A 26,534-nucleotide genomic window follows, 5' to 3' on the forward strand; every position below is an offset into this window, starting at 1 on the left:
GGCATCCCCTCGGGGACATCCCCGACGCGACGGCCGTCCCCTAGGGAATGATCAGCCTCCCGTCGTACGGGTTCCGCCTCGCCGCGGCCGGTTGTCATCCCTCAGCAGTAGAGACAGTTGCTCCCGCGGGCTGACGCTTTGTGCCGGGCGGTTTGATGGGATGGAACCACCGAGCACGGCGGTCGGCCGACCATGCGCCCGAGGGGTGGGCGAGTGCACCTGAGGCCGCCGCCGTATATGACGGAGGTAGGCACATGCCACGCAACGAACCGACAGAGGCCACCGACGAGTGGGGCGGGGAGCGCTCCCCGGGGCGCCGGAAGGCGGCTCGGTACGGCGTACCGCTCGCGGTGGCAGGGGTGGCGGCGGCGACGATCGGGCTGGTCCCCGCGTTCGCCGGCTCCGGTTCTCCGGACCTGCCCGAGATCTCCGCGCAGGACCTGATCGCCAAGATCGCCCGCTCGGACGTCCAGCAGTTGTCCGGCACGGTACGGATCACCACCGACCTCGGGCTGCCGTCCCTGCCCGGCGGTGCCGGGGGCCTGGGCGGCGGTGACGGGGGCGAGGACGGCGCGGCCGCCGCCCCGCAGCAGAAGCTGATGGAGCTGGCGTCCGGCGCGCACACCCTGCGCGTCGCGGCCGACGGCCCCGACCGGCAGCGGGTGTCGATCGTGGACAAGGACGCCGAGTACAGCCTCGTCCACAACGGCGATGAGCTGTGGGCGTACGACGGTGGCAGCCGCACCGCCGTCCACACCAAGGAGGCCGGCGCGCACGGCGAGCGGCATGGCCTGCCGGGCGGTCGTCCCGGGCACCACGGGCGGTCCGCCGGGCTGAAGGACGCGACGCCGCAGGAGCTGGCCAAGGAGGCCCTGAAGGCCGCGGGCGACACCACTTCGGTCGAGGTCGGCGGCACGGCGAAGGTCGCCGGCCGGGACGCCTACCAACTGGTCATCAAGCCCAAGCAGTCCGCCTCGACGGTCGGCTCGATCCGGGTGTCGGTGGACGCCGAGAACGGCGTCCCGCTGAAGTTCACCCTCACCCCCAAGAGCGGCGGCGCGGCCGCGGTCGACGTGGGGTACACCAACGTCGACTTCGCCAAGCCCGACGCGAGCACGTTCTCCTTCACGCCGCCCAAGGGCACGAAGGTCGTCGACGGCGACAAGGAGCGCGCGACGGCCCACGAGCGCGGGGACTTCGGGTCCGGCAAGCACCTGAAGGGGCTCGGGGACCTCAAGGGGCCGGGCGGCGGCCTCGACGGGCTGCGGGTCATCGGCAAGGGCTGGACGTCCATCGCCACGATCAAGGGCTCCGGACCGGGCCTGCCCTCCGGCAAGGACAAGGGCGCGGCCGGCGACGCCGGCGCGTTCCTGGACAGCCTCGGCGAGAAGGTCAACGGCTCCTTCGGCTCCGGCCGGGTCTTCAGCACCCGCCTGGTCAACGCCCTGCTGACGGACAAGGGCACGCTCTACGTCGGCGCCGTGGACAAGCAGGCGCTGATAGCCGCGGCCAACGGCGCGAAGTAGGGCCGACGGCGCGGTGGCGCCCCGTACGGCGAACTGACGGACGCGCGCGGCCTCTGGCGGGGGTCGCGTTCGTCCGCCCTCCGGCGGGGGTCGCGCGCTCTTCCGCCCCTTCGCCCCGCGCGGGCCGTCAGGGCGTGACCGGTCCGGCGGCCGTCTCCGGTCCCGGCTCCGGGCTCTCCCGCGCGGCCGACTCGGCGGTCTCCGCGCCCGCGGCGGCCACCGCGGCCGTCTCCGTGCCCACCGCGGTCGGTGCGGCCCCGGCTCCGGCCTGGGCCGCCGCCTCGGCGGCCCGCGCTCCGGCCGCCGCCAGAGCGGTCCGCGCGGCCCGGGCAGTCCGCAGCGCGTCCCAGGTCAGCAGCGCCAGGGCCAGCCACACCAGCGCGAATCCGGCCCAGCGCTCGGGCGGCATCTCCTCGTGGAAGACCGTCAGCCCGAGCAGGAACTGGAAGGTCGGCGCCAGGTACTGCATCATCCCGATCACCGTCAGCGGCAGCCGTACCGCCGCGGCGCCGAAGCAGATCAGCGGCACGGCGGTCGCGATTCCGCAGGCCGCGAGCAGCAGCGCCTGACCCGGGCCCCCGGAGGTGAAGGCGGAGTCGCCGCCCGTGCCGAGGAAGAGCAGGTAACCCAGCGCGGGCAGCAGTTGCAGGGCCGTCTCCGCGCTGAACCCTTCGATGCCGTCGAGCTTGATCCCCTTCTTGACCAGCCCGTACGTCGCGAACGGGAAGGCCAGCGCGAGGGCGATCCAGGGGACCTTGCCGTAGGCGAAGGTCATCAGGGCGATGGCCGCGACGCCGACGGCCACCGCCGTCCACTGCAGGGGCCGCAGCCGTTCGCGCAGCACCAGCACGCCGAACGCGATGCTGACCAGGGGGTTGATGAAGTAGCCGAGCGAGGCTTCCAGGACGTGCCCGGCGTTGACCGCCCAGATGTAGAGGAACCAGTTCACCGAGATGAGGGCGGCGCACACCAGGATGAGCCCGAGCCGTCCCGGCTGCCGCAGCAGCGGGCGTATCCACGCCCAGCGGCCCGTTGCGGCCAGGATGACGACGGCGACGGGCAGCGACCACACCATCCGGTGGGCCAGGATCTCCGACGGCGAGGCGCCGCGCAGCAGGTACCAGTAGAGCGGGAGGAGCCCCCACATCGTGTAGGCGGCCAGGCCGTAGGCGAGTCCTGCGCGCTGTTCGCTTCGAGGCTGCAAGGGACCCCTCCCGATGGTGCCGCGTCGACCCTGTGAAGGTAGTGCCGACCGGCCCACCTGTCATGCCCGTACCGATATACGGTCATGACGACCGGACTCCGGTCGCGGCCTACGGGCCGGCGGGCGGAAAACGCCGAACGGGTGCCCGCCCGGCAGCGTCACACGAACGCTTCCGTACGGGCACCCGAGAAGGCAGGCCGGGGCCGGTCAGCCCACGACCGTCCAGGTGTCGTTGCCCGCCAGCAGGGTGGCGAGGTCGCCCTTGCCCTTCTGCTCGATGGCGGAGTCCAGTTGGTCGGACATCAGGGTGTCGTAGACCGGCCGGTCGACGCTGCGCAGCACACCGATGGGGGTGTGGTGGAGGGTGTCGGGGTCGGCGAGGCGGGAGAGGGCGAACGCCGTGGTGGGCGAGGGGTTGTGCGCGTCGTGCACCAGCACGCCGCCCGTGCCCTCCTCCCGGACGTCGATGACCTTGAGGTCGCCGGTGGCCGGGTCGCGGACCACGCCCTTGGAGCCGAAGCCGTCGGGAGCCAGCGCCCCGAAGCGGATCGGCTGCCCGTGCTCCAGGCGGATGACGGCTTCCTCGGCCTTCTCCTTGTCCTTGAGGACGTCGAAGGCGCCGTCGTTGAAGATGTTGCAGTTCTGGTAGATCTCCACCAGCGCCGTGCCGGGGTGGGCGGCGGCTTCGCGCAGCACCGAGGTGAGGTGCTTGCGGTCGGAGTCGACGGTGCGGGCCACGAACGACGCCTCGGCGCCGATCGCCAGCGAGACCGGGTTGAACGGCGCGTCCAGCGAGCCCATCGGCGTCGACTTGGTGATCTTGCCGACCTCGGAGGTCGGGCTGTACTGCCCCTTGGTCAGGCCGTAGATCCGGTTGTTGAACAGCAGGATCTTGAGGTTGACGTTGCGCCGCAGGGCGTGGATGAGGTGGTTGCCGCCGATCGACAGCGCGTCGCCGTCGCCGGTGACCACCCACACCGACAGATCGCGCCGGGAGGACGCCAGACCGGTGGCGATGGCCGGGGCGCGACCGTGGATGGAGTGCATCCCGTAGGTGTTCATGTAGTACGGGAAGCGGGAGGAGCAGCCGATACCGGAGACGAAGACGATGTTCTCCTTCGCCAGGCCGAGCTCGGGCATGAAGCCCTGCACGGCGGCGAGGACGGCGTAGTCACCGCAGCCGGGGCACCAGCGCACTTCCTGGTCGGACTTGAAGTCCTTCATGGACTGCTTGGCCTCGGCCTTGGGCACCAGGGAAAGCGCCTCGATCTGCGAGGAGCTCTCCGAGATCGTCTCAGTCATTGATGGCCTCCTTAAAGACCTCCGCGAGCTGCTCGGCCTTGAACGGCATTCCGCTGACCTGGGTGTGCGAACGCGCGTCGACCAGGTACCTGGCGCGCAGCAGAGTGGCGAGCTGTCCGAGGTTCATCTCCGGCACGATCACCTTCTCGTAACGCGCCAGGACCTCGCCGAGATTCCTCGGGAAGGGGTTGAGGTGGCGCAGATGGGCCTGCGCGATGTGCGCCCCCGCGCGCCGTACGCGCCGTACGGCGGCGGTGATCGGGCCGTAGGTCGAACCCCAGCCCACCACCAGGGTGTTGGCCTCGCCGGCCGGGTCGTCGACCTCCAGGTCCGCGACCTCGATGCCGTCGATCTTCGCCTGGCGGGTGCGCACCATGAAGTCGTGGTTGGCGGGGTCGTAGGAGATGTTGCCCGTGCCGTCCTGCTTCTCGATGCCGCCGATGCGGTGCTCCAGACCCGGCGTGCCCGGTACCGCCCACGGACGGGCCAGCGTCCGCTCGTCGCGCTTGTAGGGCCAGAACACCTCGGTGCCGTCCGCCAGTTGGTGGTTGGGGCCGGAGGCGAACTGCACGCGCAGGTCGGGAAGTTCGTCGACCTCGGGGATCCGCCACGGCTCGGAGCCGTTGGCCAGATAGCCGTCGGAGAGCAGGAAGACGGGCGTGCGGTACGCCAGCGCGATACGGGCCGCCTCCAGCGCCGCGTCGAAGCAGTCGGCGGGCGTCCTGGGCGCGACGATCGGCACCGGCGCCTCGCCGTTGCGCCCGTACATCGCCTGGAGCAGGTCGGCCTGCTCGGTCTTGGTGGGCAGGCCCGTCGAGGGGCCGCCCCGCTGGATGTCCACGACCAGCAGCGGGAGTTCCAGGCTGACCGCGAGGCCGATGGTCTCCGACTTCAGCGCCACACCGGGGCCGGAGGTCGTGGTGACCGCGAGCGCGCCGCCGAACGCCGCGCCCAGCGCCGCGCCGATCCCGGCGATCTCGTCCTCCGCCTGGAACGTCCGCACACCGAAGTTCTTGTGCTTGGACAGCTCGTGCAGGATGTCGGAGGCCGGAGTGATCGGATACGAGCCCAGATACACCGGCAGGTCCGCCTGGCGGCCCGCCGCGACGAGTCCGTAGGACAGCGCGAGGTTTCCCGAGATGTTCCGGTACGTGCCGGTCGGGAACGCCTTCGTCGCCGGCGCCACCTCGTACGAGACCGCGAAGTCCTCCGTCGTCTCGCCGAAGTTCCACCCCGCCCGGAAAGCGGCGACGTTCGCCTCCGCGATGTCGGGCTTCTTGGCGAACTTGGCGCGCAGGAACTTCTCGGTGCCCTCCGTCGGCCGGTGGTACATCCACGACAGCAGGCCCAGCGCGAACATGTTCTTGCTGCGCTCGGCCTCCTTCCGGGACAGGCCGAATTCCTTGAGCGCCTCGATCGTCAGCGTCGTCAGCGGCACCGGGTGGACGTTGTACGCCTCCAGGGAGCCGTCCTCCAGCGGGCTGGTCGCATAACCGACCTTCGCCATCGGGCGCTTGGTGAACTCATCGGTGTTGACGATGATGTCCGCGCCGCGCGGCACGTCCGCGATATTCGCCTTCAGCGCGGCCGGGTTCATCGCCACCAGCACGTTCGGCGCGTCGCCGGGCGTGAGGATGTCATGGTCGGCGAAGTGGAGCTGGAAGCTGGAGACGCCCGGCAGGGTCCCGGCGGGCGCCCGGATCTCGGCGGGGAAGTTCGGCAGCGTCGACAGGTCGTTGCCGAAGGTGGCCGTCTCGGAGGTGAACCGGTCACCCGTGAGCTGCATACCGTCACCGGAGTCACCCGCGAACCGGATGATGACCCGGTCCAGGCGGCGGACTTCCTTGCCTCCGCCACCGTCACCGGATGCTCGCTGCCCCCCGACACGCGCTCCGTCGGCCTGCTCGGCTGGGCTACTGACCTGGCTCGTCACTGCTTCGGACCTCCCTCGAGGCGTGAGGCGTCCCGCCGAAAGGCGGGCCTCGGGACCTGTCGTAACGACTGGTTGTCCCATATCCATCGTACGTGGGTAAGGGTGACCTTCCCTGGGTCGATCACATGCTGGACGCCGAGCTGAGACGCCCCCGCGGCCTTGATTGTCATGAAATCACCACCCCCGCTTCCCCCTCTTCATGACGCTCCGGACTCGTCCATTGGTTGTACGTGCAAGGTCCTGGCCCACCCTCACTTTCAACGCCGACGCGCCCGGCCCCATTCCGGCCGGACCGCCGGGGCGTCACGTGTTGTCCTCACGTGTTGAGGTAGGTGAGCACCGCGAGCACCCTGCGGTGATCCCCGTCGCTCGGTGCCAGGCCCAGTTTCAGGAAGATGTTGCTGACGTGCTTCTCGACCGCCCCGTCGCTGACCACCAGCCGCCGGGCGATCGCGGAGTTCGTGCGCCCCTCCGCCATCAGCCCCAGCACCTCGCGCTCCCGCGGCGTCAGCCGGGCCAGGACGTCCTGCTTGTGGCTGCGGCCCAGCAACTGCGCCACCACCTCGGGGTCCAGCGCGGTGCCGCCCCCGGCGACCCGGACCACCGCGGCGACGAACTCCCGCACCTCGGCCACCCGGTCCTTGAGCAGGTAGCCGACACCTCGGCTGGAGCCCGCCAGCAGCTCCGTGGCGTACTGCTCCTCGACGTACTGCGACAGCACCAGCACACCCAGTCGCGGGTGGTCCCGGCGCAGCCGGATCGCGGCCCGTACGCCTTCGTCGGTGTGCGTCGGCGGCATCCGTACGTCCGCCACCACCACATCCGGCGGCGCGCCGGCGTCCGCCAGCTCCCCGATCACCTTGAGCAGCGCCTCGGCGTCGCCCACGCCCGCCACGACCTCGTGTCCCCGGTCGGTGAGCAGCCGGGTCAGGCCCTCCCGCAGCAGCACCGAATCCTCGGCGATGACCACCCGTACGCAGTCCCGTACGCCGTCCCGCGCGTCCTCCACGACTGACATCCCCCGTTGTCCCCCGCCATCCCTCGCGTCGTGCGCGGCCCTCCCGGTCGATCCCAGCATCCCAGCATTCGAACGCCGGGGTGGGGGAGTAGGCGGATTGGGGGACAAGTACGGCAAAGGGGCAGGTCGGGGCGGGGTGAAAGGCGTGAAGGGCGGGCGGGGTGAACGACGTGAAGGGCGGGACCGGGACCGGACCCCCGTCCCGGTCCCGCCCGCTGCTACCGGTTCGCCCTCAGCCGCGCCACGGCAGCTCGGCCGTCACGACGGTCGGGCCGTCGGCCGGGGAGTCCACGACCAGGCGGCCGTCGACGGAGCCGATCCGCTCGGCGAGGCCGGCCAGGCCGCCGCCGCGGTCGGTGCGCGCGCCGCCCCGGCCGTCGTCGCGCACCAGCAGCCGGATCCGGCTGTCGGTGTGCCGGACGTCCACCGTCGCGCTGGTTGCCCGGGCGTGCTCCGAGACGTTCCGCAGCAGCTCCGAGACGGTGAAGTAGGCGACGCCCTCGATCGCCGCGGCCGGGCGGCGGTCCAGGTCCACCGACACCCGCACGGGCACCTCGCACCGGGCGGCCAGCGCCGACAGCGCCGGGCCGAGCCCCCGGTCGGTCAGGATGGCCGGGTGGATGCCGCGGGCCAGGTCGCGCAGCTCCCGCAGGGCCGTCTTCACCTCGCCGTGCGCCGCGTCCACCACCTTGGCGGCCGCCTCCGGGGCCGCCGCCAGCTTTTCCCTGGCCAGGCCCAGATCCATGTCCAGCGCCCTCAGCCGCGCCTGCGCGCCGTCGTGCAGCTCCCGCTCGATACGCCGCAGATCGGCCGCCGCGGTATCCACCGCCACCCCCCGGTCCGACTCCAGCTCCGAGACGCGGGTGGCGAGGGACGACGGGCCGAGCAGGCCCAGCACCATGACCCGGTCGACCTGCGTCAGCCCGTGCACCAGCCATGGCCCCACCACCACGAGCACCAGGCCGGCGGCGCTGGTGACCCCGATTTCCGTCGGGGTGTCCAGGTAGAAGCCGTCGCCGTCGCCGTTGCCCCACAACTGGATGCCGGGCCGGCCGAGGAATTCGGGGAAGGTCCACCGCCACAGCGGATAGGCCAGCAGAGCCCACCCCACGGACAGGAAGGTCACCGAGAGGACGAAGGAAAAGAGCGCCCAGGGGAAATGCAGCACCGAATAGAGCAGATGCCGCCAGGACGCCCCGCTCTTGAGCACCGCCCCGACCCACCCCATCAGCCCCGGCTTGGCGGGCCGCACCGGTGCCGGCTCGGCCACGTCCAGTCCGAGCAGCGCCCGGGCCCGGCCGCGCTCCAGCCCGCCCAGCGCCCGGCAGCCGGCCAGCCCGCCCGCGAGCACCGGGATCCCCAGGAAGGTGACCAGGAGACCGGCCCCGAGCGAGAGCACCGTCACCGCGTAGACGAACATCAGGACGGCCACGGGGAGGCTCAGGAACAGGTAGAGGAACTCCCGCCAGGAGCGCCCGGAGAACGGGGCGCGCAGGCCCACGGGCACCCGGGAGCCGCGAGGCCGCGGTGCGTATGCGCTGTCCATCGTCTGTAATCCGTCCGTTCTGCCGTTTCCGCCACCACCACCTGTCGCCGGTCATCCGGCGCGTGGTTCCTGCCCTACGCCCAGACTCCGGGAGCGCCGCCGCCCGCACCATGCGGCCCGTCGCCCTCTTCTCCTGGGGTTTTCCCCACGCCCTTCCTGGGGTTTTCCCCACCCCTTTCCCGAGGCTGGAGGTTTCCCCAGCCCCTTCCTTTCCTTACGTCCGCGCCCGCCAAGGGAGCTCGGCCGTCACCCGCGTCGGCCCGCCGCCCGGTGAGTCCAGGACGAACAGGCCGTCCACCGCCCCCAGCCGCTCGGCCAGCCCGGCCAGCCCGCTGCCGCCGGCCGGCCGTGCCCCGCCCCGCCCGTCGTCCCCGACCTGGATCAGCAGCCGGTCCCCGACCCGCGACACCGCCACGGACGCCTGCCGCGCCCCGCTGTGCTTGGAGACGTTCTGGAGCAGCTCGGAGACGGTGAAGTACGCGATGCCCTCCAGGGCGGGCGCGGGCCGCTCGGCCAGATCCACCGACGTCGTGACCGCGACCGTGCAGCGCCCGGCAAGAGAGGTCAGCGCCGGCCCCAGCCCCCGGTCCGTGAGGATCGCCGGGTGAATGCCCCGGGCAAGGTCCCGCAGCTCCTGAAGCGCCAGCTTCACCTCGCCGTGCGCCTCGTCCACCATCGCCGCCACGCTCTCGTCGACCCGGCCCTCCAGAAGCTTCTCCTTCGCCAGCCCGAGCCCCATGGCCAGCGCCACCAGCCGCGCCTGCGCGCCGTCGTGCAGATCGCGCTCGATACGCCGCAGATCGGCCGCCGCCGTATCGGTCACCGTCACCCGGTCCGACTCCAACTCGGCGATACGGCGCTCCAGTTCGTCCGACGGCGAAAGGAGCCCGCGCACCATCGCCCGGTCCGCGTTCGTCAGCCAGCGCGCCACCCACGGCAGCGCCGGCCACACCAGCACAAGCGACACGAGGGCGACCACGAAGGTGAGGACGACCCACGGCAGTCGGACGAACGCGAACAGGACGTGCCGCCAGGCGACGGGATCCTTCAGCCGCGTCCACAGCCAGGCGGCGAACCCCCGCTCCCGGGCCCGCGGCGCACTCGGCTCCTCGACCCGCATCCCCAACAACGCCCGCGCCCGCGCCCGCTCCGCCTTCCCGTACCACCGCGCCGCCCTCAGCCCCGTGGCCAGCAGCGGCAGCCCGACCACGGTGACGGACAGCCCGATCCCCAGGACGACCCACACGACCAGCACCGCGAACCCGACGACGCCCACCGGGAAGTTGGCCAGCAGATAGGCGATCTCCCGCCAGGTCGCCCCACTCAACGCCGCCCGGGGCGGCGTAGGTGACGCCCCGTCAGGCCCCTCGTCATCGGCAGTGGGCAGCGCGCCCTCGGAGGACGGGGAAAAAGATCTGTCGGTCATACCGCCCAGCCTGCCCGGCCGCGATCCGGGGTGCCATGGGGTTGGTGGGGTGCGGAGGGTGGGGTTTGCCCTACCCCGGGGGCCGGCAACCAGTGGCTACGCCCACGTGAGGCGTTGCCCGTCAGGGCCGACGTGCAGCCGCATCCGGTCGGCCGACGGTCGCCCCTCCGCCTGCCATCGGGTGACGTGTTCGGTGATCTGATCCCACAGGCGTGCCGTGCCGCCCTGCCGGACCCTCCACCGTGCGCCGTCCCGGAAGACGACCGCCCATGAGCCGGCCTCTACGTCGATGACGACGTGTTCTGCCCGGCCGTCGCGTTCCAGCGTGAGCCGCTGCGCGTGGGGGGCGGCGAACTGTGCGACGAACCGGGCCGTCCAGTCGTCGAGTACCTCCGCGCCGAGCACCGTGGGCGCCGTGTCGCCTTCGCCGAGGTCCGGCAGCATCCCGAGCGGGGGCGGAAGGTGGGGGCGGGCCAGCATGAACGAGATCTGCCCACCGAGAACCGGGCCGCTCGCCGTGCCGTCGTCGGCGACCGTGAGCCGTAGGAGTTCGGATGCGTGCATCCAGCCGCCGACGGTGACCAGGACCTCACCGCCGGGCCGGGTCTGCGCGAGCCAGTCGGCCGGCACCGTCCGCACGCCGCAGGTGGCGACCACGCGGTCGTACGGGCTGCCGTCCGGGTATCCCGCCAGGCCGTCACCGACCACGTGGGTAGGCCGGTAACCGGCGCCCGCGAGCGCCATCTCGGCGCGGGCGGACACCTCCGCGTCCACCTCTACCGTTGTCACGTTGTCCTCGCCGACGACGTGGCAGAGCAGCGCCGTTGAGTAGCCCGTGCCCGTGCCGATCTCAAGGACACGGGCCCCCTCGCTCACCCGCAGATCTTCGAGTATCCGCACGACGAGCCCCGGCAGGGTGGAAGACGACGACGGGGCCGCGGCGATGCGTCCCTCGATCTGGTCGGGGAAGACGCCCCCGGCCACCTGTGTCACGAGGGTGTCGTCTTCGTAGATCCGCCTGAGCCCGGCAGCGGAGTCCCCGGACACAGGCCGGTACCAGCCGCCCTCTTCGTACTCGAACCAACCGCGCGAGAGGAACGCCTCGCGGGGGACGGATAAAACAGCCGCTTTCCATTCGGGGCTGCGCAAGGCGCCGGTCTTGGACAGGTGCCGCGCGAGGTCGGCCCGTAGGTGTTCTGAGAGCAGGGGGTCAGTCATTCCGGCTCGCTCCGTTCTTCAACCCGTTCTTCAACCCGTTCGTCAACAGGTCTGCGATGGCACTTGTGATCGGCAGTCCGGCCGCGCTTTCGAGCCATGCCCATTGACCGTTGGGGTTGCATTCCAAGAACCACCACGCGCCGTCCGCGGTCATGGCGAAGTCGAAGGCGCCGAAGCTCAGCCCGAAGTCGGCGAGGAACCGCATCAGCGCACCGCGTATCTCCTTCGGACACGTAACCGGCTCATAGGCGAGGTTCTGATACTCGGCTCTCCAGTCCACGACTCCGGGCGGCGCGGTAATCCGGGCACTGAACACCTCCTCTCCGACGACGACCACCCGCATGTCCGCGGCCTTGGGCACCTGAGCTTGGAGTAGGTGCGCGCTGTGCCTCACTGCGCCGTCGATCTCGCCCGGCTCGACGGGCGCAGCCCAGATTCCGGCGGGCTCTCCCTCGACTTCGTACGCCGCCGCGTGCAAGGGCTTGTAGATCGTGGGCTGTTCCGCACAGAAATTCCTGGCCTCCTCCGGATCATTCGTGATCAGGGTGGCCGGGATCGTGAGCGCCACCCGAGCCGCCGCGGCCAACTGCGCGGGCTTGTACTCCGCCCGCGCGATGGCCTGCGGGTGACTCAGGTACAAGCACCCCGGCAGGGCACCCAACACGCCGCCAAGGCCACGCCGGTTCTCCTGAGCGGCGAACCGGCCGGACTGTTCGCCGCTATCCGTCGGGTAGGCAGTCGGGCGACGGTGGTACAGGGCGCGCGCCTCGGACAGGTCGGCCGTGCGCGCCCCGACCGTGAGCCGCCCGCCCCATCCCCTCGCTCCCGTACGGGCGGCAAGCACCGCAGGGGCGGGGAAATCGCGCCCCGGGTCGAACCGGAGGACGGGCACCCGGCGCCGGTTCAGTTCCGCAATGACCAGATCAGCGGTTGCGTCCTCGTGCTGCGTACAGATCAGCACCGGGCGTCCGCCCACGGCACTACCCCTAGTCCTGTGTCGCGTCGTGGCCGGAGTCGGCGTCTAACTTGCCGTCCTTGCCGACCTGCGTGGGCGGGTAGGTGTTCACGCTGGTGCCGTGCTTGCCTAGCTCGGCCGGCGTCATCGATCCGTCGGCTCCGATCCATCGACCGGTCTGCGTGTCTGGGTCGATGCCCGTGTATCGCCACGGCGAGGGCGAACCGTTGCGCAGCGGCGCCATACGGCGCAGGCCCCACGGGGCTTTTACCGTCGTTTCCGTACGTGCGATGTGTGTCTGCAAGCCTGTCTCCTTGTTCCGAACGTTGCGAACGCCCTTGGCGTGCAGCAGCGTTGGGCGGGTAGTCACGTGCTGTACTCCAACCATCACAAACATTGCCGATGAGGTCTGCCCGGTACACACCTGAGCTGTCACCGAATGCGTTGGGTTGACAGCGAGTTGAGGCGAAGAGGAGTTCGACGGAGTGGAGTTGAACAGCGGAGATTTCAAGCTCACGCCACGGGGCAGACTCGGCAGACGGCTGCGTCGGCTCCGCGAGCGTCAGAACCTGTCGCTCCGTCAGCTCTCCGAACAGGTGGGCGGCTACTCGCACAGTTACTTGGGGCGGGTCGAGCTTGGCCAGCAGCTTCCCTCGGAGGCGCTCGTCATCGCGCTGGACGAGTTCTTCGATACGGACGGGGTGTTGGCTGAGCTATTGGAGCTGGCCCACGACATGCTGGTTCCGGACTTCATTCGGCGAGCCTTCACCGTTGAGCAGGAGGCCGTACGCATTCAAGGGTTCACCAGTAGTGTCATCCCCGGGCTTCTCCAGACCCCCGAATACGCGCGGGCGCTTTTCCGGAGCGGGCTGCACGGCGAAAGCGACGAATTGATCGGTGAGCGTGTCACCGTTCGCATGAAGCGACAGCGCATCCTGGACAGAGAAGAACCGCCTTATTACTGGGCAATCATGGATGAAGCCGCCCTCAGGCGCCCAATTGGCGGCCGGAAGTGCATGGTTGGACAAATGAATCATCTGTTGTCCATGGCAACCCGACCTCGGGTTGAGATGCAGGTGCTTCCCTTCCACAAGGGGGTGCATCCCATCCTCGGCGGAAGCCTCAACCTGCGCACCCTGCCCAGCGGCGAAACGATCGCGACAGTCGAGAGCTTCGGCTCCGGTGAGGTAGTAGAGTCCCCAAGCAGGGTTCTCCTACAGACGCACCGATTTGATGTGGCCCGCACTCTGGCCCTCACGGACGACGAATCTATCGACCTGATCCATAGATACCTGAAAGAGTACGAAGTTGAAGATGATTTCTGACGCATCGACTCTCCGCGCCTGGCGCAAGTCCAGCTACAGCGATAACGCGGAAAATGCGTGTGTCGAGGTATCGGACGGCTACCCAGATGGCGTTCCCGTCCGCGACTCCAAGGCTCCGCACGGACCTGCGGTCGTCTTTGCGACGGCCGCTTGGTCGTCGTTCGTCGCCGCCGTCAAGGGCCGGGACTTCCCCGCCTGAGCCAGGCGGCAGACAACCCCCGATTGACCGGCCCTCGCCACGCGGCGGGGGCCGCTGTCATGTCGGCGCGGTAGCGGCGCCCGCTCGCCCCGGTCGGACCGTACCCAAATGAGGCGTTGGCGCAGGTGGTGGCTTTCTCGTTACCGGGCTTGGTGGAGACGGCCGGGTGGCCGGACCGTAAGGTGTGGCCGATAACGAACGGGAGAGGCGGGGGACATGGCACGGGGAGACGAGCGCCTGCGCGGGGCCCGCGCTCCGTACGTCCCTCCGGTCCGACCCGCGAAGAGAAGTACAGGGGTCGCGTCGACATGGCGAGTGTGAGTACCGGTGTCGGCGCGGGGCCGGGAGGGCGGTCCGTCCTCAGCCGGGTGACGCTGGTCGGTGACCGGCGCCGGATCGAGCTCGTCCTGCCCGCGCGGGAGCCCGTCGGGGCGCTGCTGCCCGACCTTCTGCGGCTGCTCGGAGAACGCGCCGACGGCGGTCCGTCGGGGCACCGGCTGCTCACCTCCGCCGGTGTGGTGCTCGGCGCGCACGATTCGCTGGCCTCCGCCCACGTCGCCGACGGCGCCGTACTGCGACTCGTACGGGACCTGGACGACGCGCCGGTCGCCGCCGGGGAGGGCCGCCTCCGCGAGACGGTCGGCCCGATGGACGAGGTGGCCGATCCCCTCGACGTGCGCGGCTGGGGCTGGGGCGAACGCGTCCGGGCCTGGACGGCGGTCACCGCGAGCGTGCTGCTGGCGGCGGTCGCCGGTGTCGGCGCCGGGCGCTGGTTCCCGGGCGGGAGCACCGCCCTGTGGCTGGCGGTCGCCGCCGTGCTCGCCGCGGGAGCCGGTGCGGCGGTCGGTGTGCGGGCGGGACGGTCCGGGCCGCACGCGCCGGGCGTCGCCCTGTCGCTGCTGGGCGGCACGCTCGGCGTCGTCGCCTCCTGGCAGGCGGCTTCCGGCGGCGGCGCGCGGCTCGCCGCCGTGGGCCTGACCGTCGCCGCGCTGCTCGCGTTCCTCGGCCTGAGCACCCCGCTGGGACGCGGCGGCCTGACCGGCGCGGCGGCGGTCGCGCTCGCGGTCGGAACCTGGGAGCTGTCCCTCGCGCTGACCGGCCCGGCGCGTACGGGCGTGGCGCTCGGCTTCGTCTCCGTCCTGGTTCTGGGATATCTGCCGCGCGCGGCGCTGACCGGGGCCGGCCTGACCCGGCTCGACGACCTGCGCTCCGGCGGCACACCGGTCAGCCGCTACCAGGTGGCGGCCGCACTGGGCGCCACCCACCGCGGACTCGCGCCGGCCACCGTGGCCGCGGCGGCGTCGGCGGGAGCGGCGGGCGTGCTGGCGCTGGACGCGCCCGACGTGTGGACCGTGGCGGCGGCAGTCCTGCTGTGCGGGGTGCTGTTCTCCCGGGCGCGTGCCTACCCGTTGGCCGTGGAGGTCGTGGCACTGCTGGCGGCGGGAACGGCCGTGTGCGTACGGCTGGTTCTGCTGTGCGCGACGGCCGCCGACGCGCCGGCGCTCGCCCTGGCCGCGCTGTGCGCGCTGGCGGCCCTGCCGGTCGCGGTGCTCGCGGTGCGCGTGCTGGAACCTTTGCGCGCACGGCTGCGGCGCCTGCTGGACGGGACGGAAGCGGTGGCCATGGTGGCGCTGATTCCGGTGGCCCTGGGCGCCTTCGGGGTCTACGGCGCGCTGTTCGGGACCGCCTGACGTGGGTCCTGGGGCAGAGGAGAGCAGAGGACTGGAGACAAGCGAGACAAGCGAGTTGGGTGTGACGGGCGACGGTGTGACGGTCCAGGGTGTGGCGAACGAGGGTGTGGCGCACCAGGCTGTGGCCCACGAGGGTGTGGCGCACCAGGCTGTGGCGAAGCAGGGTGGGGCGTACGAAGGCGTGACGGGTGACGGCGTGAGGGGGAGCGGGGCTGTGGCGGGCGAGGGGCTCACGAGTCCGGCGGGAGCCGGGGGGACGGCGCCGGACGCGCGTCCCGTGGCGCGGCCGACGCCCGGCGCGGCGAGGGCCGGCGGGCCGCTGCCGGCTCCGGTCCCGGGACCGGTTCCGAGGGCGGTTCCGCTGCCGAGGGAGGAGGCTTCCTCGGCTCCGGTCGCGCCGTCGCCATCCCAGTCGCCGCCCCTGGCGCCCCCGGCGTCCCCTGCCCCGGCACAGTTTCCTTCGGCGCCCCCTACCCACGCTCAGGCTCCCTCGATGCCCCCCGCTCAAGCCTCCGCCTCGGGACCCGCCTCCGCCCAAGGACCCGCCTCCGCCCAGGGACCCGCCCCTGCCCCGGGACCCGCCCCCGCCCAGGCCCCCGCTCCCCCTCCGCTTCCCGTGGCGCCCGCGCCCGTGCCCGGGCGGTACGGACGGTCGGGGCTGCCCGCGCGGACCCCGGTCTCCGTCCCCCTCCTGCCGCCCGAACTGGCCGACGGGCAGCCCAAGCCGCGCCGGGGCGATCCCCTCGCGCGGCGTGCCGGGCGGGCGCTGCGGCGGGTGTTCGCGTCCTCCCCGGCCGCCGAGACGGCCGCCGTGACCCAGGCCGCGTACGCGATCCAGCAGCCCGTGGCCACCGGCCGGCAGATCGCCGTGTCCAGCATTCGCGGCGGCGCGGGGAAGTCGACCGTCGCCGCCCTGCTCGCCCTCACCTACGCGCACTACCGCCCCGACCCGGTACTCGCCGTCGAGGCCGACCCGGCCCTGGGCACGCTCCCGCACCGGCTCGGCGCCCGGGAGGTGCGCTGGTCGGGCAGCGACCTGGCGCAGATCGTCGATCCGTCGATGCTGATCACCGACCTGACCGGCTACCTCCTGCCGTTCGCGGGCGGCGGCTGGCTGCTGCCCGGGAGCCAGGGTTCGATCGGCACCCGGCTGGACCTCGACACGTACCGCGTCGTGATGACCTCGCTGCGCCGTCACTTCGCCACCACGGTGGTGGACTGCGAAACGCTGCCGGCGGAGGTGGCCCGCACGGCTCTGGTGACCACGCAGGCGCGCGTACTGGTCACCCCGGCGACACCGGAGGGCGTGGCGGCGACCCGTTCCGTGCTCGACTGGATCGGCGGCCTGCACTCCGGGCTGCTGCCGACCACGGTCGTCGTGCTGACCCACTCCTCACCCGATACGGGCGTCGACGTCCGCAAGGCCGCCGAGCACCTGGGGGCCGGGGGCGCGGCGGTCCTGCCGCTGCCGTACGACCGGCACCTGGCGGCCGGCGGTGCGATCCGCACCGAACTGCTGGGTGAACGCACCCGTGAGGCGGCGGCGCGGATCGCCGCCGAGGTGATGGACCGCGCGGTCTCCCGGGAGCCCTCCCGGCGGCCGCAGCGGCAGATGGATCCGCCGGGAGCGGGAGGCGGCGCACCGCAGCCGCCCGCGTCGCCGATGCCCCCGCACGGGCAGCCGGACGGGCCGACGCAGCCGCAGCCGCAGCAGTACCAGCACTCGGCACAGCAGCCGCAGCAGTCGCACCAGTACTCGTCGCAGCAGCAGTCGCAGTACCAGCAGCCGTCGCAGCAGGCGCAAAACCGGCATCCGTCGCAGAACCAGCACCAGCACCAGCAGCCTTCATCGCCGCAGCCGCCTCCGCCGCACCCACAACCCCAGCCGCAGCAGCCCTACACCCAAGCCCAGCCGCAGCAGCCCCACCCACCGACGTCGGCCGCCCCCGCCACTCCCACCGCCCCAGACGAACGGAGCCCCTTCGACGGCGGCCCCCTCCGCTGACACCTGACACCCGGCACCTGACACCCGGCACCGTCCGCCTCTCCCTCCCCGCCCCGGCCACCACCAGCTCGGACGTTTCCCGACCCCCACCCGCAGGTAGGGCGAAGGTAGGGAGAAGAGGGACATCCCGCCCCGGAGTGAGACGGCTGCTCACCGCCGGGCGGGCAGGGCCTAGACTCCCGTCCGTACAGATCGTCGAAGTCGTTGAACAAGCGCAGTCAGGGAGCGAGGGGCGGACGTGCCGGACGCGACCGTACGCACCACCGTCGCCGCGAGCTACTTCCAGGGCTATGCGGTCGTCGGGATCATCGCCGTGATCGGCGTGCTCTTCGTCGCGGTGGCCTTCGGGGCCGGGCGGCTGCTGCGCCCTGTCGTGCCGACGCCCGAGAAGCTGCTGACGTACGAGTGCGGCGTGGACCCCATGGGCGAGGGCTGGGCGCACACCCAAGTCCGCTACTACGTCTACTCGTTCCTCTACGTCATCTTCGCCGTCGACTCGATCTTCCTGTTCCCCTGGGCGACGATCTTCGCCGCCCCCGGTTTCGGCGGCGTGACGCTGGTGGAGATGTTCATCTTCCTCGGCTTCCTCGCCGTCGGCCTGCTCTACGCATGGAAGAAGGGCGTCCTCGAATGGACGTGACTCCCGCCTCCAAGGGCTCCGTGGCCGCGACCGAGGGTGCCGCCCCCGAGTTCCTGCCCGAGCCGCGGCGCCTGGGCACGCTCGCCCGGCTGGCGCCCGAACCGATGAAGGTGGTCCTGAACTGGGGCCGCCGCTACAGCCTGTGGGTCTTCAACTTCGGTCTGGCCTGCTGCGCGATCGAATTCATCGCGGCCTCCATGGCCCGCCACGACTTCATCCGGCTCGGCGTGATCCCGTTCGCGCCCGGCCCCCGCCAGGCCGACCTCATGGTCGTCTCCGGCACGGTCACCGACAAGATGGCGCCCGCGGTCAAGCGGCTGTACGAGCAGATGCCCGAGCCGAAGTACGTCATCTCCTTCGGCGCCTGCTCCAACTGCGGAGGCCCGTACTGGGACTCGTACTCCGTCACCAAGGGCGTCGACCAGATCATTCCGGTGGACGTGTACGTGCCGGGCTGCCCGCCGCGGCCCGAGGCGCTGCTCCAGGGCATCCTCAAGCTCCAGGAGAAGATCGCGCGCGAGTCGCTGGGCGAGCGGTACGCGCGGGGTACGGGAGCGCGGCCCTCGACGGCCGCGCTGCGCAGCCCACTCGTGACGCCGCCGCCCGCGCCGACGACGGCGGAGGACAAGCCGGCCGGTGGGACGACGGCGGGGGAGGAGCCCCGATGAGCGAGCAGCCGGAGCAGTCGAAGCAGCAGCCTGAGGAGCCGCAGCGGCCTGACCGGTCGGAGCAGCCGGAGCGTTCCGAGCAGGCCGAGCAGCCGGAGCAGCCCGCCGCCGAGCCGGTCGTCGGCTGGCTGCCGCGGCCCGCGAGCGAGATCTTCGGCGCGGACGCCACGGCGGAGCTGGCGTACGACCTGCTGACCGTCGACGTCCCGGCCGACGGCTGGCTCACCGCGCTGACCGCCGCCCGCGACGACCTCGGCTGCACCTACTTCGACTGGCTGAGCGCCGTCGACGAGCCCGGCACCGGCTTCCGGATCTGCGCGCACCTCGCGGACGTGGCCCACCCCGGCACCGTCCGCCGCCTGCTGGTGCGCACGACCGTGCCGCACGACGCGGCCGCGCTGCCCACCGCCGTCGGTGTGTACGCGGGCGCGGGCTGGCACGAGCGCGAGACCCACGAGATGTTCGGCGTGGACTTCGCCGGCCACCCCCACCTCGTCCCCCTCCTGCTCCCCGAGAACTTCGAAGGGCACCCGCTGCGCAAGGACTTCGTACTGGCGGCGCGCGTCGCCAAGGCGTGGCCCGGCGCGAAGGAGCCGGGGGAGTCCGACCACGGCGGGCCCAAGCGCCGCCAGATGCTGCCGCCCGGCGTCCCGGACCCGAACGAATGGGGCCCGCTCAAGGGCCAGCTCCCGCCCGCACCCGCCCGCCCGGCGCGTGGTGCGCGTGCGGCGGGCGGGGCTCGTGCGGCGGGCGCCGCCGCGGGCGAGCGGCCCGTGCGGCGTGCCCGGACGGCGGACGCGTCCTCCCCGGCCGCCGCAGCCACCCTGGCCGGCGAGGCCGCGACGCCGCCGGCCGAGCGCCCGGCACGTACGGAACGGGCCGCTGGCACCGACCGGCCGGCCCGCCGTACGCGCTCCGTGAGCGAGGGCTCGGCGACCCAGCAGCAGGCGGCCGCGGCGGAGGCCGCCGACCAGGTGAACCGGGAAACCGCGGCGGCGGAGGCCGCGAAGCCGGAAGCCGCGAAGCCGGAGACCGCGAAGCCGGAGACCGCGAAGCCGGAAGCTTCCGCACCGGCGGGTTCGGCACCGGACGGTTCGGCACCGGCCGCCGCCGCACCGGCCGCCTCGGCGCCGGAGCCCAAGGAGCCGCGCTCCTCCGACGCGCCCTGGCACCACGCACGTCCGGCCTTCGGCGAACCCGAACCGGCCGCGGAACCGACCCCCGAACCGGCCCCCGAACCGGCCCCCGAGGCGAAGCCGGAGCAGGAAACCCAGCCGGAGCCGGAGACCGACCCGAAGCAGGAACCCCAGCCGGCTCCGGAGCAGGACACCGAGCGGAAGCCCGACCCCAGCCCCTCCCCCTCTCCGTCCCCCGACCCCACCCCCCAGGACCCGGCAGGAGGCGACACCCCGTGAGCGACGCTCTCGACATCGCGCTGCGTCTCGTCGCCGTCTTCGCCGTCTTTCTCGTGTTCCCCCTGGTCATCGGGCAGACCGAGCACAAGGTCATGGCCCATATGCAGGGCCGGCTCGGGCCGATGTACGCCGGTGGTTTCCACGGGTGGGCCCAGCTCGTCGCCGACGGCGTGAAGTTCGCGCAGAAGGAGGACATCGTCCCGGCTGGAGCCGACCGGCGGATCTTCCAGCTCGCGCCCGCCGTCGCCCTGCTGCCGTACCTCCTGGTGCTCGTCGCCATCCCGATAGGCCCGCACAACGCCGTCGGCCAGGCCCTCGACGCGGGCATCTTCTTCGTCCTGGCGGTCATGGGCGTCGGCGTGCTCGGCTCGCTGATGGCCGGCTGGGCCTCGGCGAACAAGTTCTCGCTGCTCGGCGGCCTGCGGACGGCCGCCCAGCTACTCGCCTACGAGCTGCCGATGCTGCTCGCCGCCGCCTCCGTGGCGATGGCCGCCGGCACGCTCTCGCTGCCCGGCATCATCGACGCCTTCCACTGGTGGTGGGTGCCGTGGCAGCTCGTCGGCGGCGTGGTCTTCTTCACCGCGGGCCTCGCCGAGCTCCAGCGCCCGCCGTTCGACATGCCGGTCGCCGACTCGGAGATCATCTTCGGCGCGTACACCGAATACACCGGACTGCGGTTCGCCCTCTTCCTGCTCGCCGAATACGCCGGGATCGTCGTCCTGTGCGCCCTGACCTCGGTGCTCTTCCTCGGCGGCTGGCACGGCCCGTTCGGCGCGGACGGCCTGGGCTGGCTGTGGACGCTGCTGAAGACCGTGATCCTCGCCTTCGGCGTCATCTGGCTACGGGTCACCTACCCCCGCCTCCGCGAGGACCAGCTCCAAAAGCTCGCCTGGACCGTCCTCATCCCGCTCGCTCTCGCGCAGATCGCCCTCACCGGCGTCGTGAAGGTGGTGATCTCCTGATGGCCACGGACAAGCACAACCACCCGCACGAGCATCAGCACCCCGGCCCGCCCAAGAAGTCCGGCTTCCCCGGATCCGGCCTCGCCAAGGGCCTGGCCGTCACGCTCCGGACGATGACGAAGCGGAGCTCCACCCAGCAGTACCCGGACGTCCAGCCCGACCTCGCGCCGCGCACCCGCGGCGTCATCGGACTGTTCGAGGAGAACTGCACCGTCTGCATGCTGTGCGCCCGCGAGTGCCCCGACTGGTGCATCTACATCGACTCCCACAAGGAGACGGTGCCGGCCGCCACCCCCGGAGGACGCGAGCGCAGCCGCAACGTCCTGGACCGCTTCGCGATCGACTTCGCGCTGTGCATGTACTGCGGTATCTGCATCGAGGTCTGCCCCTTCGACGCGCTCTTCTGGTCCCCGGAATTCGAGTACGCCGAGACGGACATCCACGACCTGACCCACGAGCGCGACAAGCTCCGCGAGTGGATGTGGACGGTGCCCGAGCCCCCGCCGCTCGACCCGGCGGCCGAAGAGCCCAAGGAGATCGCCGCCGCCCGCAAGGCCGCGGACAAGATCGCCGCCCAGGAGCGGGCCGAGGAAGCCGAACGGCAGGCCGCCGCAGCCGGCCCGCAGACCACCGAAGCCGACCAGTCGGCCGCCGAAACCGACCAGTCGGCCGCCGAAGCCGGCCGGCCGGCCGAGGACCGGAACCGACCCGACACCCCCCGGGAGGAATCGTGACGCTCGCAGCCGCGGTCGCGGCCGCCGGGAGCCATCCCGGCTTCCTCTCGCCCACCGGTGTCGAGATCGCCTTCCTCCTCGTCGGCATCGCCACGCTCGGCGCGGCGGTCGTCACCGTCACCACCAAGCAGTTGGTGCACGCCGCCCTGTGGCTGGTCGTCGCCCTCGGCGGCATCGCCGTCGAGTACCTGCTCCTGACCGCGGAGTTCATCGCCTGGGTGCAGGTCCTGATCTACGTCGGTTCCGTCGTCGTCCTCCTCCTCTTCGGGCTCATGCTCACCAAGGCGCCCATCGGCCGCTCCCCGGACGCCGACTCGGGCAACCGCTGGGCCGCGCTGACCGTGGCCCTCGCCGCCGCCGCGGCCCTGGTCTGGGTCGTCGTCGACGCCTTCCGCGCCACCTGGATCACTCTCGACGGAGCCGTCCAGGGCTCCACCGAGGTTTCCGGCCGCAGCCTCTTCCAGCACTGGGTGCTGCCCTTCGAGGCGCTGTCCGTACTGCTGCTCGCCGCCCTCGTCGGCGCGATCGTGCTGTCCCGCAGGAACGGTGACGCCACGCGCGACGGCGGCACCGCCCGCAAGGGTGGTGCGTCCCGCGACGGGGCGCCCGCCCCCGCGGCGGCCCCCGCTCCGGGAGAGGACCCGCGCTGATGCATCTCGCCTACCCGGCCGTCCTCGCCGTCCTCCTCTTCTGCACCGGTCTGTACGGCGTGCTCGCCCGCCGCAACGCGATCCTGGTGCTGATGTCCGTCGAGCTGATGCTCAACGCCGTCAACCTCAACCTCGTCGCCTTCGACGTCTGGCTGCGCGACACCCTCCACGCCGGCCAGGCCCTCGCCCTCTTCACGATCACCGTCGCCGCCGCCGAGATCGGCATCGGCCTGGCGATCGTGCTGCTCGTCTACCGCAACCGCGGCAGCTCCGACATCGACCGGCTCCGTGACCTCGCCGAGCAGCCGGGCGAGAGGGACGCGGCGGACGGGGACCCGCAGCAGCCGCAGCCGGACACCAAGGCGGAGGCCCCCGCGTGACGCTCACGACCACCGCCGTCCTCGTCCCCCTGCTGCCCTTCCTCGGGGCCGTCGCGGGCCTTTCCCTGGGACGCCGCGCGCCCGGCTTCGTCCGGCCGCTGGCCGTCCTGCCGACCCTCGCCGCGGCCGCGCTCGCCATCAGCGTCGCCGTCGAACAGGGCGGTGGCGCGGCCACCGACGTCGCCACCCGGCTCACCCCGACCGGCTCGGTCCCCATCGACCTGGCGCTGCACATCGACGGTTTCGCCGCGCTCATCGCCGTCCTCGTCGGCGTCGTCGCGACCTGCGTGCAGCTCTACTCCACCGGCTATCTGCGCGAGGACCCGCGCTACGCCTCCTACGCCGCGCTGGTCTCCCTCTTCACCTCCGCGATGCTGCTCGTCGTCTACACCGGCGACCTGATGGTGCTGCTGGTCGGCTGGGAAGTCATGGGCATCTGCTCCTACTTCCTCGTCGGCCACTACTGGGAGACCGAGGCCGCCCGCAGCGCCTCCCTCAAGGCGTTCCTCGTCACCAAGCTCGGTGACGTCCCCTTCCTCTTCGGCATCTTCGCGCTGGCCGCCGACACCGGGACCTTCCGCATCACCGGAATCCTCGGTTCGGTCGCCCGCGACGGCCTGGACCACCCGACCCTGATCGCGCTCCTGCTGCTGGCCGGCGTCGCGGGCAAGTCGGCGCAGTTCCCGCTGCACACCTGGCTCCCGGACGCGATGGCCGGCCCGACCCCCGTCTCGGCGCTCATCCACGCCGCGACGATGGTGGCCGCCGGTGTCTACGTCGTGGCCCGCCTCCTGCCCGTCTTCGCCGCCTCGGCCGCGGCCATGGTCGTGCTCGCCGTCATGGCCGCCGTCACCATGGTCGGCTCGGGCCTGGCGGCGCTGGCGCAGGACGACATCAAGCGGGTCCTGGCCTATTCCACGGTCGGCCAGCTCGGCTACATGACCGGCGCACTGGCCGTCGGCGACCGCGGTGCCGCCGTCTTCCACCTCCTGTCGCACGGTGCCTTCAAGGCGCTGCTCTTCCTCGGCGCCGGCGTGATCATCCACGCGGCGGGCACCAACTCGCTGGCCGCGATGTCCCGGATGAGCGGCCTGGCCCGGCGCATCCCCGACGCCTACTGGACGGTCACCGTGGCGCTGCTCGCGCTCGCCGCGATCCCGCCGTTCGCCGGCTTCTTCTCCAAGGAAGCCGTCCTGGGCGCCGCCGAACACGCCGCCACCGGCCACGGGCCGGGCATCCCCGGCGCCGCCGGCTGGACCGTGCTGATCGCCGGCCTGTTCACCGCACTGCTCACCGCCGGCTACGCCGCCCGCCTGTGGCTGCTCGCCTTCAAGGGCCGCGGCGCCGAGGCCCCCGACCACGGCCGGCAGCCCATCGTCATGAACGCCGTGCTGTGGTTGCTCTTCATCCCCACCGTCGGACTCGGCCTGACCGCCCCCTTCCTGCCCGACTGGTTCGACGGCCGCTCGCTCAACCCGACCCTGACCACCTCCGTCCTGGGCACCGGCGTCGCCCTCGTCGGCGGCCTGGTCACCTACGCGGCCTGGCGGCACACCACCGCCCTCGCCGCCCGCGCCCCGATCGGCGCGGTCGTCGCCGACCTGGACGCCACGCCCGCCGTCTCCGAGGAGACGGCCATCGCCACCCACGCCCCGGCCTACGGCGACAACGCCGGCGCCCCCGACCCGGCCGACCCCGGCCGCCTCGTCCTGGGCCCCCTGCACCGCCACGCCGCCGTCGGCTTCCACCTCGACGCGGTCTACTCCGCCCTGTTCGTCCGGCCCGTACGCGCCGCCGCCACCCTCGTCCGCTTCCTCGACCGCGAGGTCGTCGACACCTACGTCCGCGGTGCCGGCACCGCGCCCCGCTGGCTGGGCGCCGCCGTCCGCCGCGCCCAGACGGGGAACGTGCAGACCTACCTCGGCGCCCTGCTCGCGGGCTCGCTCGTGCTGGCCGTCGCCGCCGTCCTCGTCGCTACGGGCACGGGAGCCTGACCGATGCCGCACACCCCCGGGGCCCCGGCCCCGCACTCCCAGCCGACACCCCTCGCGGCCGGGCTCGCCGGAGCCGAACCCCTGAGGAGGGCCTGACCCCGTGAACCCCACCGCTCTGCAGCTCCTCCTCGCGGCGCTCGTCGTGCTGCCCCTCCTGGGCGCGGCCGGCGCCCTGCTGCCGCCCCCGCCCGGGCTCAAGGGCCGTAACCGCGACCAGGCCGTCCTGCGCCACGGCGTGACCGTCACCGGCGTGATCCTCGCCGCGGCCATCGCCCTGGCCGCCGGCTTCGACCACGACCACCCGGCCCGCATGCAGGCCACCACGGACATCAGTTGGATCCCGGCGCTGGACATCCGCATCCACCTCGGCGTCGACGGCATCTCGCTCCCCCTTGTCGTCCTGACCGCGCTGCTGACCTTCCTCTGCGCGCTCTACAGCTACTTCCACATGCCCAAGGGCCCGTCACCCAAGGCATTCGTGGCCCTGCTCCTCGTCCTGGAGGCCGGCACCCTCGCCACCTTCGCCGTCCTGGACCTGATGCTGTTCTTCCTCGCCTTCGAGATGGTCCTCATCCCGATGTACTTCCTCATCGCCCGCTGGGGTGGTGCGCAAAAGCAGGCGGCCGCCTGGAAGTTCATCCTCTACACGCTGCTCGGCTCCGTCGTGATGCTGCTCGGCCTCCTCCTCATCGGCGTGAAATCCGGCACGTTCGACATGGTGGCACTCGCCACTGACAACGGCCCGAAAGCGCAGCTCAGCCACACCGTCCAGCTCCTCGCGGTGCTCGCGGTCGGCATCGGACTGGCCGTCAAGTCCCCGATGTGGCCGCTGCACAGTTGGCTGCCGGACGCCCACACCGCCGCCCCCACCGTCGGCTCGGTGCTGCTGGCCGGCGTCCTGCTGAAGATGGGCACGTACGGCTTCGTCCGCATCGCGCTGCCCATCACCCCCGAGGGCATGCACACCTTCGCGCCCTACCTCGCCGCGCTCGCCGCCGTCGGCATCGTCTACGGCTCGCTCGCCTGCCTCGCGCTCGTCCGCAAGGGCGCCAAGGGCGACCTCAAACGCCTCATCGCCTACAGCTCCGTCGGCCACATGGGCTTCGTCCTGCTCGGCATCGCCAGCATGACCCCGACGGGCGTCAACGGCGCGCTGTTCGCCAACGTCGCGCACGGCCTGATCACCGGCCTGCTCTTCTTCCTCGTCGGCGCCCTCAAGGACCGCTACGGCAGCACCGACCTCGACACCCTCGCCGGCGAGACGGGCGCCGCCCTGTACGGCAAGGCGCCCCGGTTCGGCGGCCTGCTCGCCTTCGGGGCCGTCGCCTCGCTGGGCATCCCGGGCCTGGCCGGCTTCTGGGGCGAGATGCTCGCCATGTTCGGCGCGTTCCGGCCGGCCGAGGGCCTCAGCCGCCCCGCCTTCCTGACGTTCATGGCGCTGGCCGGCCTCGGCACCCTGCTGACCGCCGCCTACCTCCTGCTCGTCGTCCGCCGCGTCTGCATGGGCGGCACGCTGCCGGCCGCGGACGTCGCCGCGGCCGCCGAGGAAGGCGCCGCCACACCGGCCGAAGCGGCCGCGCGCCCCCCGGCGGACGCGCCCTTCATCCCCGACCTCGCCCGCTACGAATACGCGGCCTGGACCCCCCTCGCCGCCCTCACCGTCCTCGCCGGACTGTGGCCCGCGGCCCTCCTCGGCCTCACCGACCCGGCCGTCCAGCAGCTCCTCGGAGGCGGTAAGTGATC

23 protein-coding genes are annotated in these 26,534 nt (G+C 72.2%); 14 read left to right on the forward strand and 9 right to left on the reverse strand.

Annotation, left to right across the window (positions count from 1 at the left end; translation table 11 throughout):
* Positions 1-254: 254 nt before the first annotated feature.
* Positions 255-1,526 (forward strand): LolA family protein, encoded by a 1,272-nt coding sequence (locus ACZ45Z_RS27965; RefSeq protein ID WP_468367975.1) that lies wholly within the window; start codon positions 255-257, stop codon positions 1,524-1,526.
* Positions 1,527-1,653: 127 nt separating this feature from the next.
* Here the strand turns inward: ACZ45Z_RS27965 and rarD are convergent, their stop codons facing one another.
* The 9 genes from rarD to tgmA all read right to left on the reverse strand — a co-directional run bounded on the left by rarD (position 1,654) and on the right by tgmA (position 12,432).
* Complete coding sequence (rarD, locus tag ACZ45Z_RS27970) at positions 1,654-2,730, reverse strand: EamA family transporter RarD (protein ID WP_468367976.1); 1,077 nt, start codon at positions 2,728-2,730, stop codon at positions 1,654-1,656.
* A gap of 207 nt (positions 2,731-2,937) precedes the next feature.
* Entirely contained in the window at positions 2,938-4,032 is a 1,095-nt protein-coding gene (locus tag ACZ45Z_RS27975; protein WP_468367978.1) for a 2-oxoacid:ferredoxin oxidoreductase subunit beta, read from the reverse strand.
* A complete protein-coding gene (locus tag ACZ45Z_RS27980; RefSeq protein ID WP_468367980.1) occupies positions 4,025-5,965 on the reverse strand; it encodes a 2-oxoacid:acceptor oxidoreductase subunit alpha in 1,941 nt (646 codons plus the stop codon). Before ACZ45Z_RS27980 ends, ACZ45Z_RS27975 begins: the two co-directional genes overlap by 8 nt.
* Positions 5,966-6,281: 316 nt before the next feature.
* Positions 6,282-6,983, reverse strand: a complete 702-nt coding sequence (locus ACZ45Z_RS27985; protein WP_468367983.1) for a LuxR C-terminal-related transcriptional regulator — start codon at positions 6,981-6,983, stop codon at positions 6,282-6,284.
* Between the two features lie 232 nt (positions 6,984-7,215).
* Entirely contained in the window at positions 7,216-8,529 is a 1,314-nt protein-coding gene (locus ACZ45Z_RS27990) for a sensor histidine kinase (protein WP_468367986.1), read from the reverse strand.
* A gap of 214 nt (positions 8,530-8,743) precedes the next feature.
* Positions 8,744-9,955 (reverse strand): sensor histidine kinase, encoded by a 1,212-nt coding sequence (locus ACZ45Z_RS27995; protein ID WP_468367989.1) that lies wholly within the window; start codon positions 9,953-9,955, stop codon positions 8,744-8,746.
* A gap of 96 nt (positions 9,956-10,051) precedes the next feature.
* The gene (gene tgmC / locus ACZ45Z_RS28000) at positions 10,052-11,173 is read right to left on the reverse strand and encodes an ATP-grasp peptide maturase system methyltransferase (protein ID WP_468367992.1); all 1,122 of its coding nucleotides are present in this window, start codon (positions 11,171-11,173) and stop codon (positions 10,052-10,054) included.
* Entirely contained in the window at positions 11,166-12,134 is a 969-nt protein-coding gene (tgmB, locus tag ACZ45Z_RS28005) for an ATP-grasp ribosomal peptide maturase (RefSeq protein ID WP_468367994.1), read from the reverse strand. The genes tgmC and tgmB overlap by 8 nt, the downstream gene beginning before the upstream one ends.
* A 25-nt stretch (positions 12,135-12,159) precedes the next feature.
* On the reverse strand, positions 12,160-12,432 hold the full coding sequence (gene tgmA, locus ACZ45Z_RS28010; RefSeq protein WP_468367997.1) for a putative ATP-grasp-modified RiPP: 273 nt from the start codon (positions 12,430-12,432) through the stop codon (positions 12,160-12,162).
* Between the two features lie 181 nt (positions 12,433-12,613).
* Between tgmA and ACZ45Z_RS28015 the strand changes: the two genes are divergently transcribed.
* The 13 genes from ACZ45Z_RS28015 to ACZ45Z_RS28075 all read left to right on the forward strand — a co-directional run bounded on the left by ACZ45Z_RS28015 (position 12,614) and on the right by ACZ45Z_RS28075 (position 26,532).
* A complete protein-coding gene (locus tag ACZ45Z_RS28015) occupies positions 12,614-13,453 on the forward strand; it encodes a helix-turn-helix domain-containing protein (protein WP_468368000.1) in 840 nt (279 codons plus the stop codon).
* Positions 13,443-13,652, forward strand: coding sequence for a DUF397 domain-containing protein (locus ACZ45Z_RS28020; protein WP_468368003.1), 210 nt, complete (start codon positions 13,443-13,445; stop codon positions 13,650-13,652). Before ACZ45Z_RS28015 ends, ACZ45Z_RS28020 begins: the two co-directional genes overlap by 11 nt.
* Before the next feature lie 308 nt (positions 13,653-13,960).
* A complete protein-coding gene (locus tag ACZ45Z_RS28025; RefSeq protein ID WP_468368005.1) occupies positions 13,961-15,343 on the forward strand; it encodes an EsaB/YukD family protein in 1,383 nt (460 codons plus the stop codon).
* Positions 15,344-15,959: 616 nt separating this feature from the next.
* Positions 15,960-17,348 carry a hypothetical protein gene (locus ACZ45Z_RS28030; RefSeq protein ID WP_468368007.1) on the forward strand — a complete coding sequence of 463 codons (1,389 nt, stop codon included), beginning with the start codon at positions 15,960-15,962 and terminating at the stop codon, positions 17,346-17,348.
* 238 nt (positions 17,349-17,586) lie between these two features.
* Complete coding sequence (locus tag ACZ45Z_RS28035; protein WP_468368010.1) at positions 17,587-17,988, forward strand: NADH-quinone oxidoreductase subunit A; 402 nt, start codon at positions 17,587-17,589, stop codon at positions 17,986-17,988.
* On the forward strand, positions 17,979-18,656 hold the full coding sequence (locus ACZ45Z_RS28040) for an NADH-quinone oxidoreductase subunit B (protein WP_468368013.1): 678 nt from the start codon (positions 17,979-17,981) through the stop codon (positions 18,654-18,656). The genes ACZ45Z_RS28035 and ACZ45Z_RS28040 overlap by 10 nt, the downstream gene beginning before the upstream one ends.
* Positions 18,653-20,071, forward strand: a complete 1,419-nt coding sequence (locus ACZ45Z_RS28045) for an NADH-quinone oxidoreductase subunit C (RefSeq protein WP_468368016.1) — start codon at positions 18,653-18,655, stop codon at positions 20,069-20,071. The genes ACZ45Z_RS28040 and ACZ45Z_RS28045 overlap by 4 nt, the downstream gene beginning before the upstream one ends.
* Positions 20,068-21,033 (forward strand): complex I subunit 1/NuoH family protein, encoded by a 966-nt coding sequence (locus ACZ45Z_RS28050; protein ID WP_468368019.1) that lies wholly within the window; start codon positions 20,068-20,070, stop codon positions 21,031-21,033. The genes ACZ45Z_RS28045 and ACZ45Z_RS28050 overlap by 4 nt, the downstream gene beginning before the upstream one ends.
* 113 nt (positions 21,034-21,146) lie before the next feature.
* Complete coding sequence (locus tag ACZ45Z_RS28055; RefSeq protein WP_468368285.1) at positions 21,147-21,767, forward strand: 4Fe-4S binding protein; 621 nt, start codon at positions 21,147-21,149, stop codon at positions 21,765-21,767.
* A complete protein-coding gene (locus ACZ45Z_RS28060) occupies positions 21,764-22,417 on the forward strand; it encodes an NADH-quinone oxidoreductase subunit J family protein (protein WP_468368022.1) in 654 nt (217 codons plus the stop codon). Before ACZ45Z_RS28055 ends, ACZ45Z_RS28060 begins: the two co-directional genes overlap by 4 nt.
* Positions 22,417-22,797 (forward strand): NADH-quinone oxidoreductase subunit NuoK, encoded by a 381-nt coding sequence (nuoK, locus tag ACZ45Z_RS28065; RefSeq protein WP_468368025.1) that lies wholly within the window; start codon positions 22,417-22,419, stop codon positions 22,795-22,797. The genes ACZ45Z_RS28060 and nuoK overlap by 1 nt, the downstream gene beginning before the upstream one ends.
* Complete coding sequence (locus tag ACZ45Z_RS28070; RefSeq protein WP_468368028.1) at positions 22,794-24,791, forward strand: NADH-quinone oxidoreductase subunit 5 family protein; 1,998 nt, start codon at positions 22,794-22,796, stop codon at positions 24,789-24,791. The genes nuoK and ACZ45Z_RS28070 overlap by 4 nt, the downstream gene beginning before the upstream one ends.
* A gap of 100 nt (positions 24,792-24,891) precedes the next feature.
* Positions 24,892-26,532: a complex I subunit 4 family protein gene (locus tag ACZ45Z_RS28075; RefSeq protein WP_468368031.1), complete on the forward strand. Its 1,641-nt coding sequence runs from the start codon at positions 24,892-24,894 to the stop codon at positions 26,530-26,532.
* Positions 26,533-26,534 lie beyond the last annotated feature (2 nt).

This window comes from Streptomyces sp. NPDC031210 (assembly GCF_055570395.1).

Bases quoted from the DNA above. Each gene is read 5' to 3' on its own strand.
- ACZ45Z_RS27965 (WP_468367975.1), top strand. From the start codon at position 255: ATGCCACGCAACGAACCGACAGAGGCCACCGACGAGTGGGGCGGGGAG.
- ACZ45Z_RS27975 (WP_468367978.1), bottom strand. From the start codon at position 4,032: ATGACTGAGACGATCTCGGAGAGCTCCTCGCAGATCGAGGCGCTTTCC.
- ACZ45Z_RS27985 (WP_468367983.1), bottom strand. From the start codon at position 6,983: ATGTCAGTCGTGGAGGACGCGCGGGACGGCGTACGGGACTGCGTACGG.
- ACZ45Z_RS27990 (WP_468367986.1), bottom strand. From the start codon at position 8,529: ATGGACAGCGCATACGCACCGCGGCCTCGCGGCTCCCGGGTGCCCGTG.
- ACZ45Z_RS27995 (WP_468367989.1), bottom strand. From the start codon at position 9,955: ATGACCGACAGATCTTTTTCCCCGTCCTCCGAGGGCGCGCTGCCCACT.
- tgmC (WP_468367992.1), bottom strand. From the start codon at position 11,173: ATGACTGACCCCCTGCTCTCAGAACACCTACGGGCCGACCTCGCGCGG.
- ACZ45Z_RS28020 (WP_468368003.1), top strand. From the start codon at position 13,443: ATGATTTCTGACGCATCGACTCTCCGCGCCTGGCGCAAGTCCAGCTAC.
- ACZ45Z_RS28025 (WP_468368005.1), top strand. From the start codon at position 13,961: ATGGCGAGTGTGAGTACCGGTGTCGGCGCGGGGCCGGGAGGGCGGTCC.
- ACZ45Z_RS28040 (WP_468368013.1), top strand. From the start codon at position 17,979: ATGGACGTGACTCCCGCCTCCAAGGGCTCCGTGGCCGCGACCGAGGGT.
- ACZ45Z_RS28045 (WP_468368016.1), top strand. From the start codon at position 18,653: ATGAGCGAGCAGCCGGAGCAGTCGAAGCAGCAGCCTGAGGAGCCGCAG.
- ACZ45Z_RS28055 (WP_468368285.1), top strand. From the start codon at position 21,147: ATGACGAAGCGGAGCTCCACCCAGCAGTACCCGGACGTCCAGCCCGAC.
- nuoK (WP_468368025.1), top strand. From the start codon at position 22,417: ATGCATCTCGCCTACCCGGCCGTCCTCGCCGTCCTCCTCTTCTGCACC.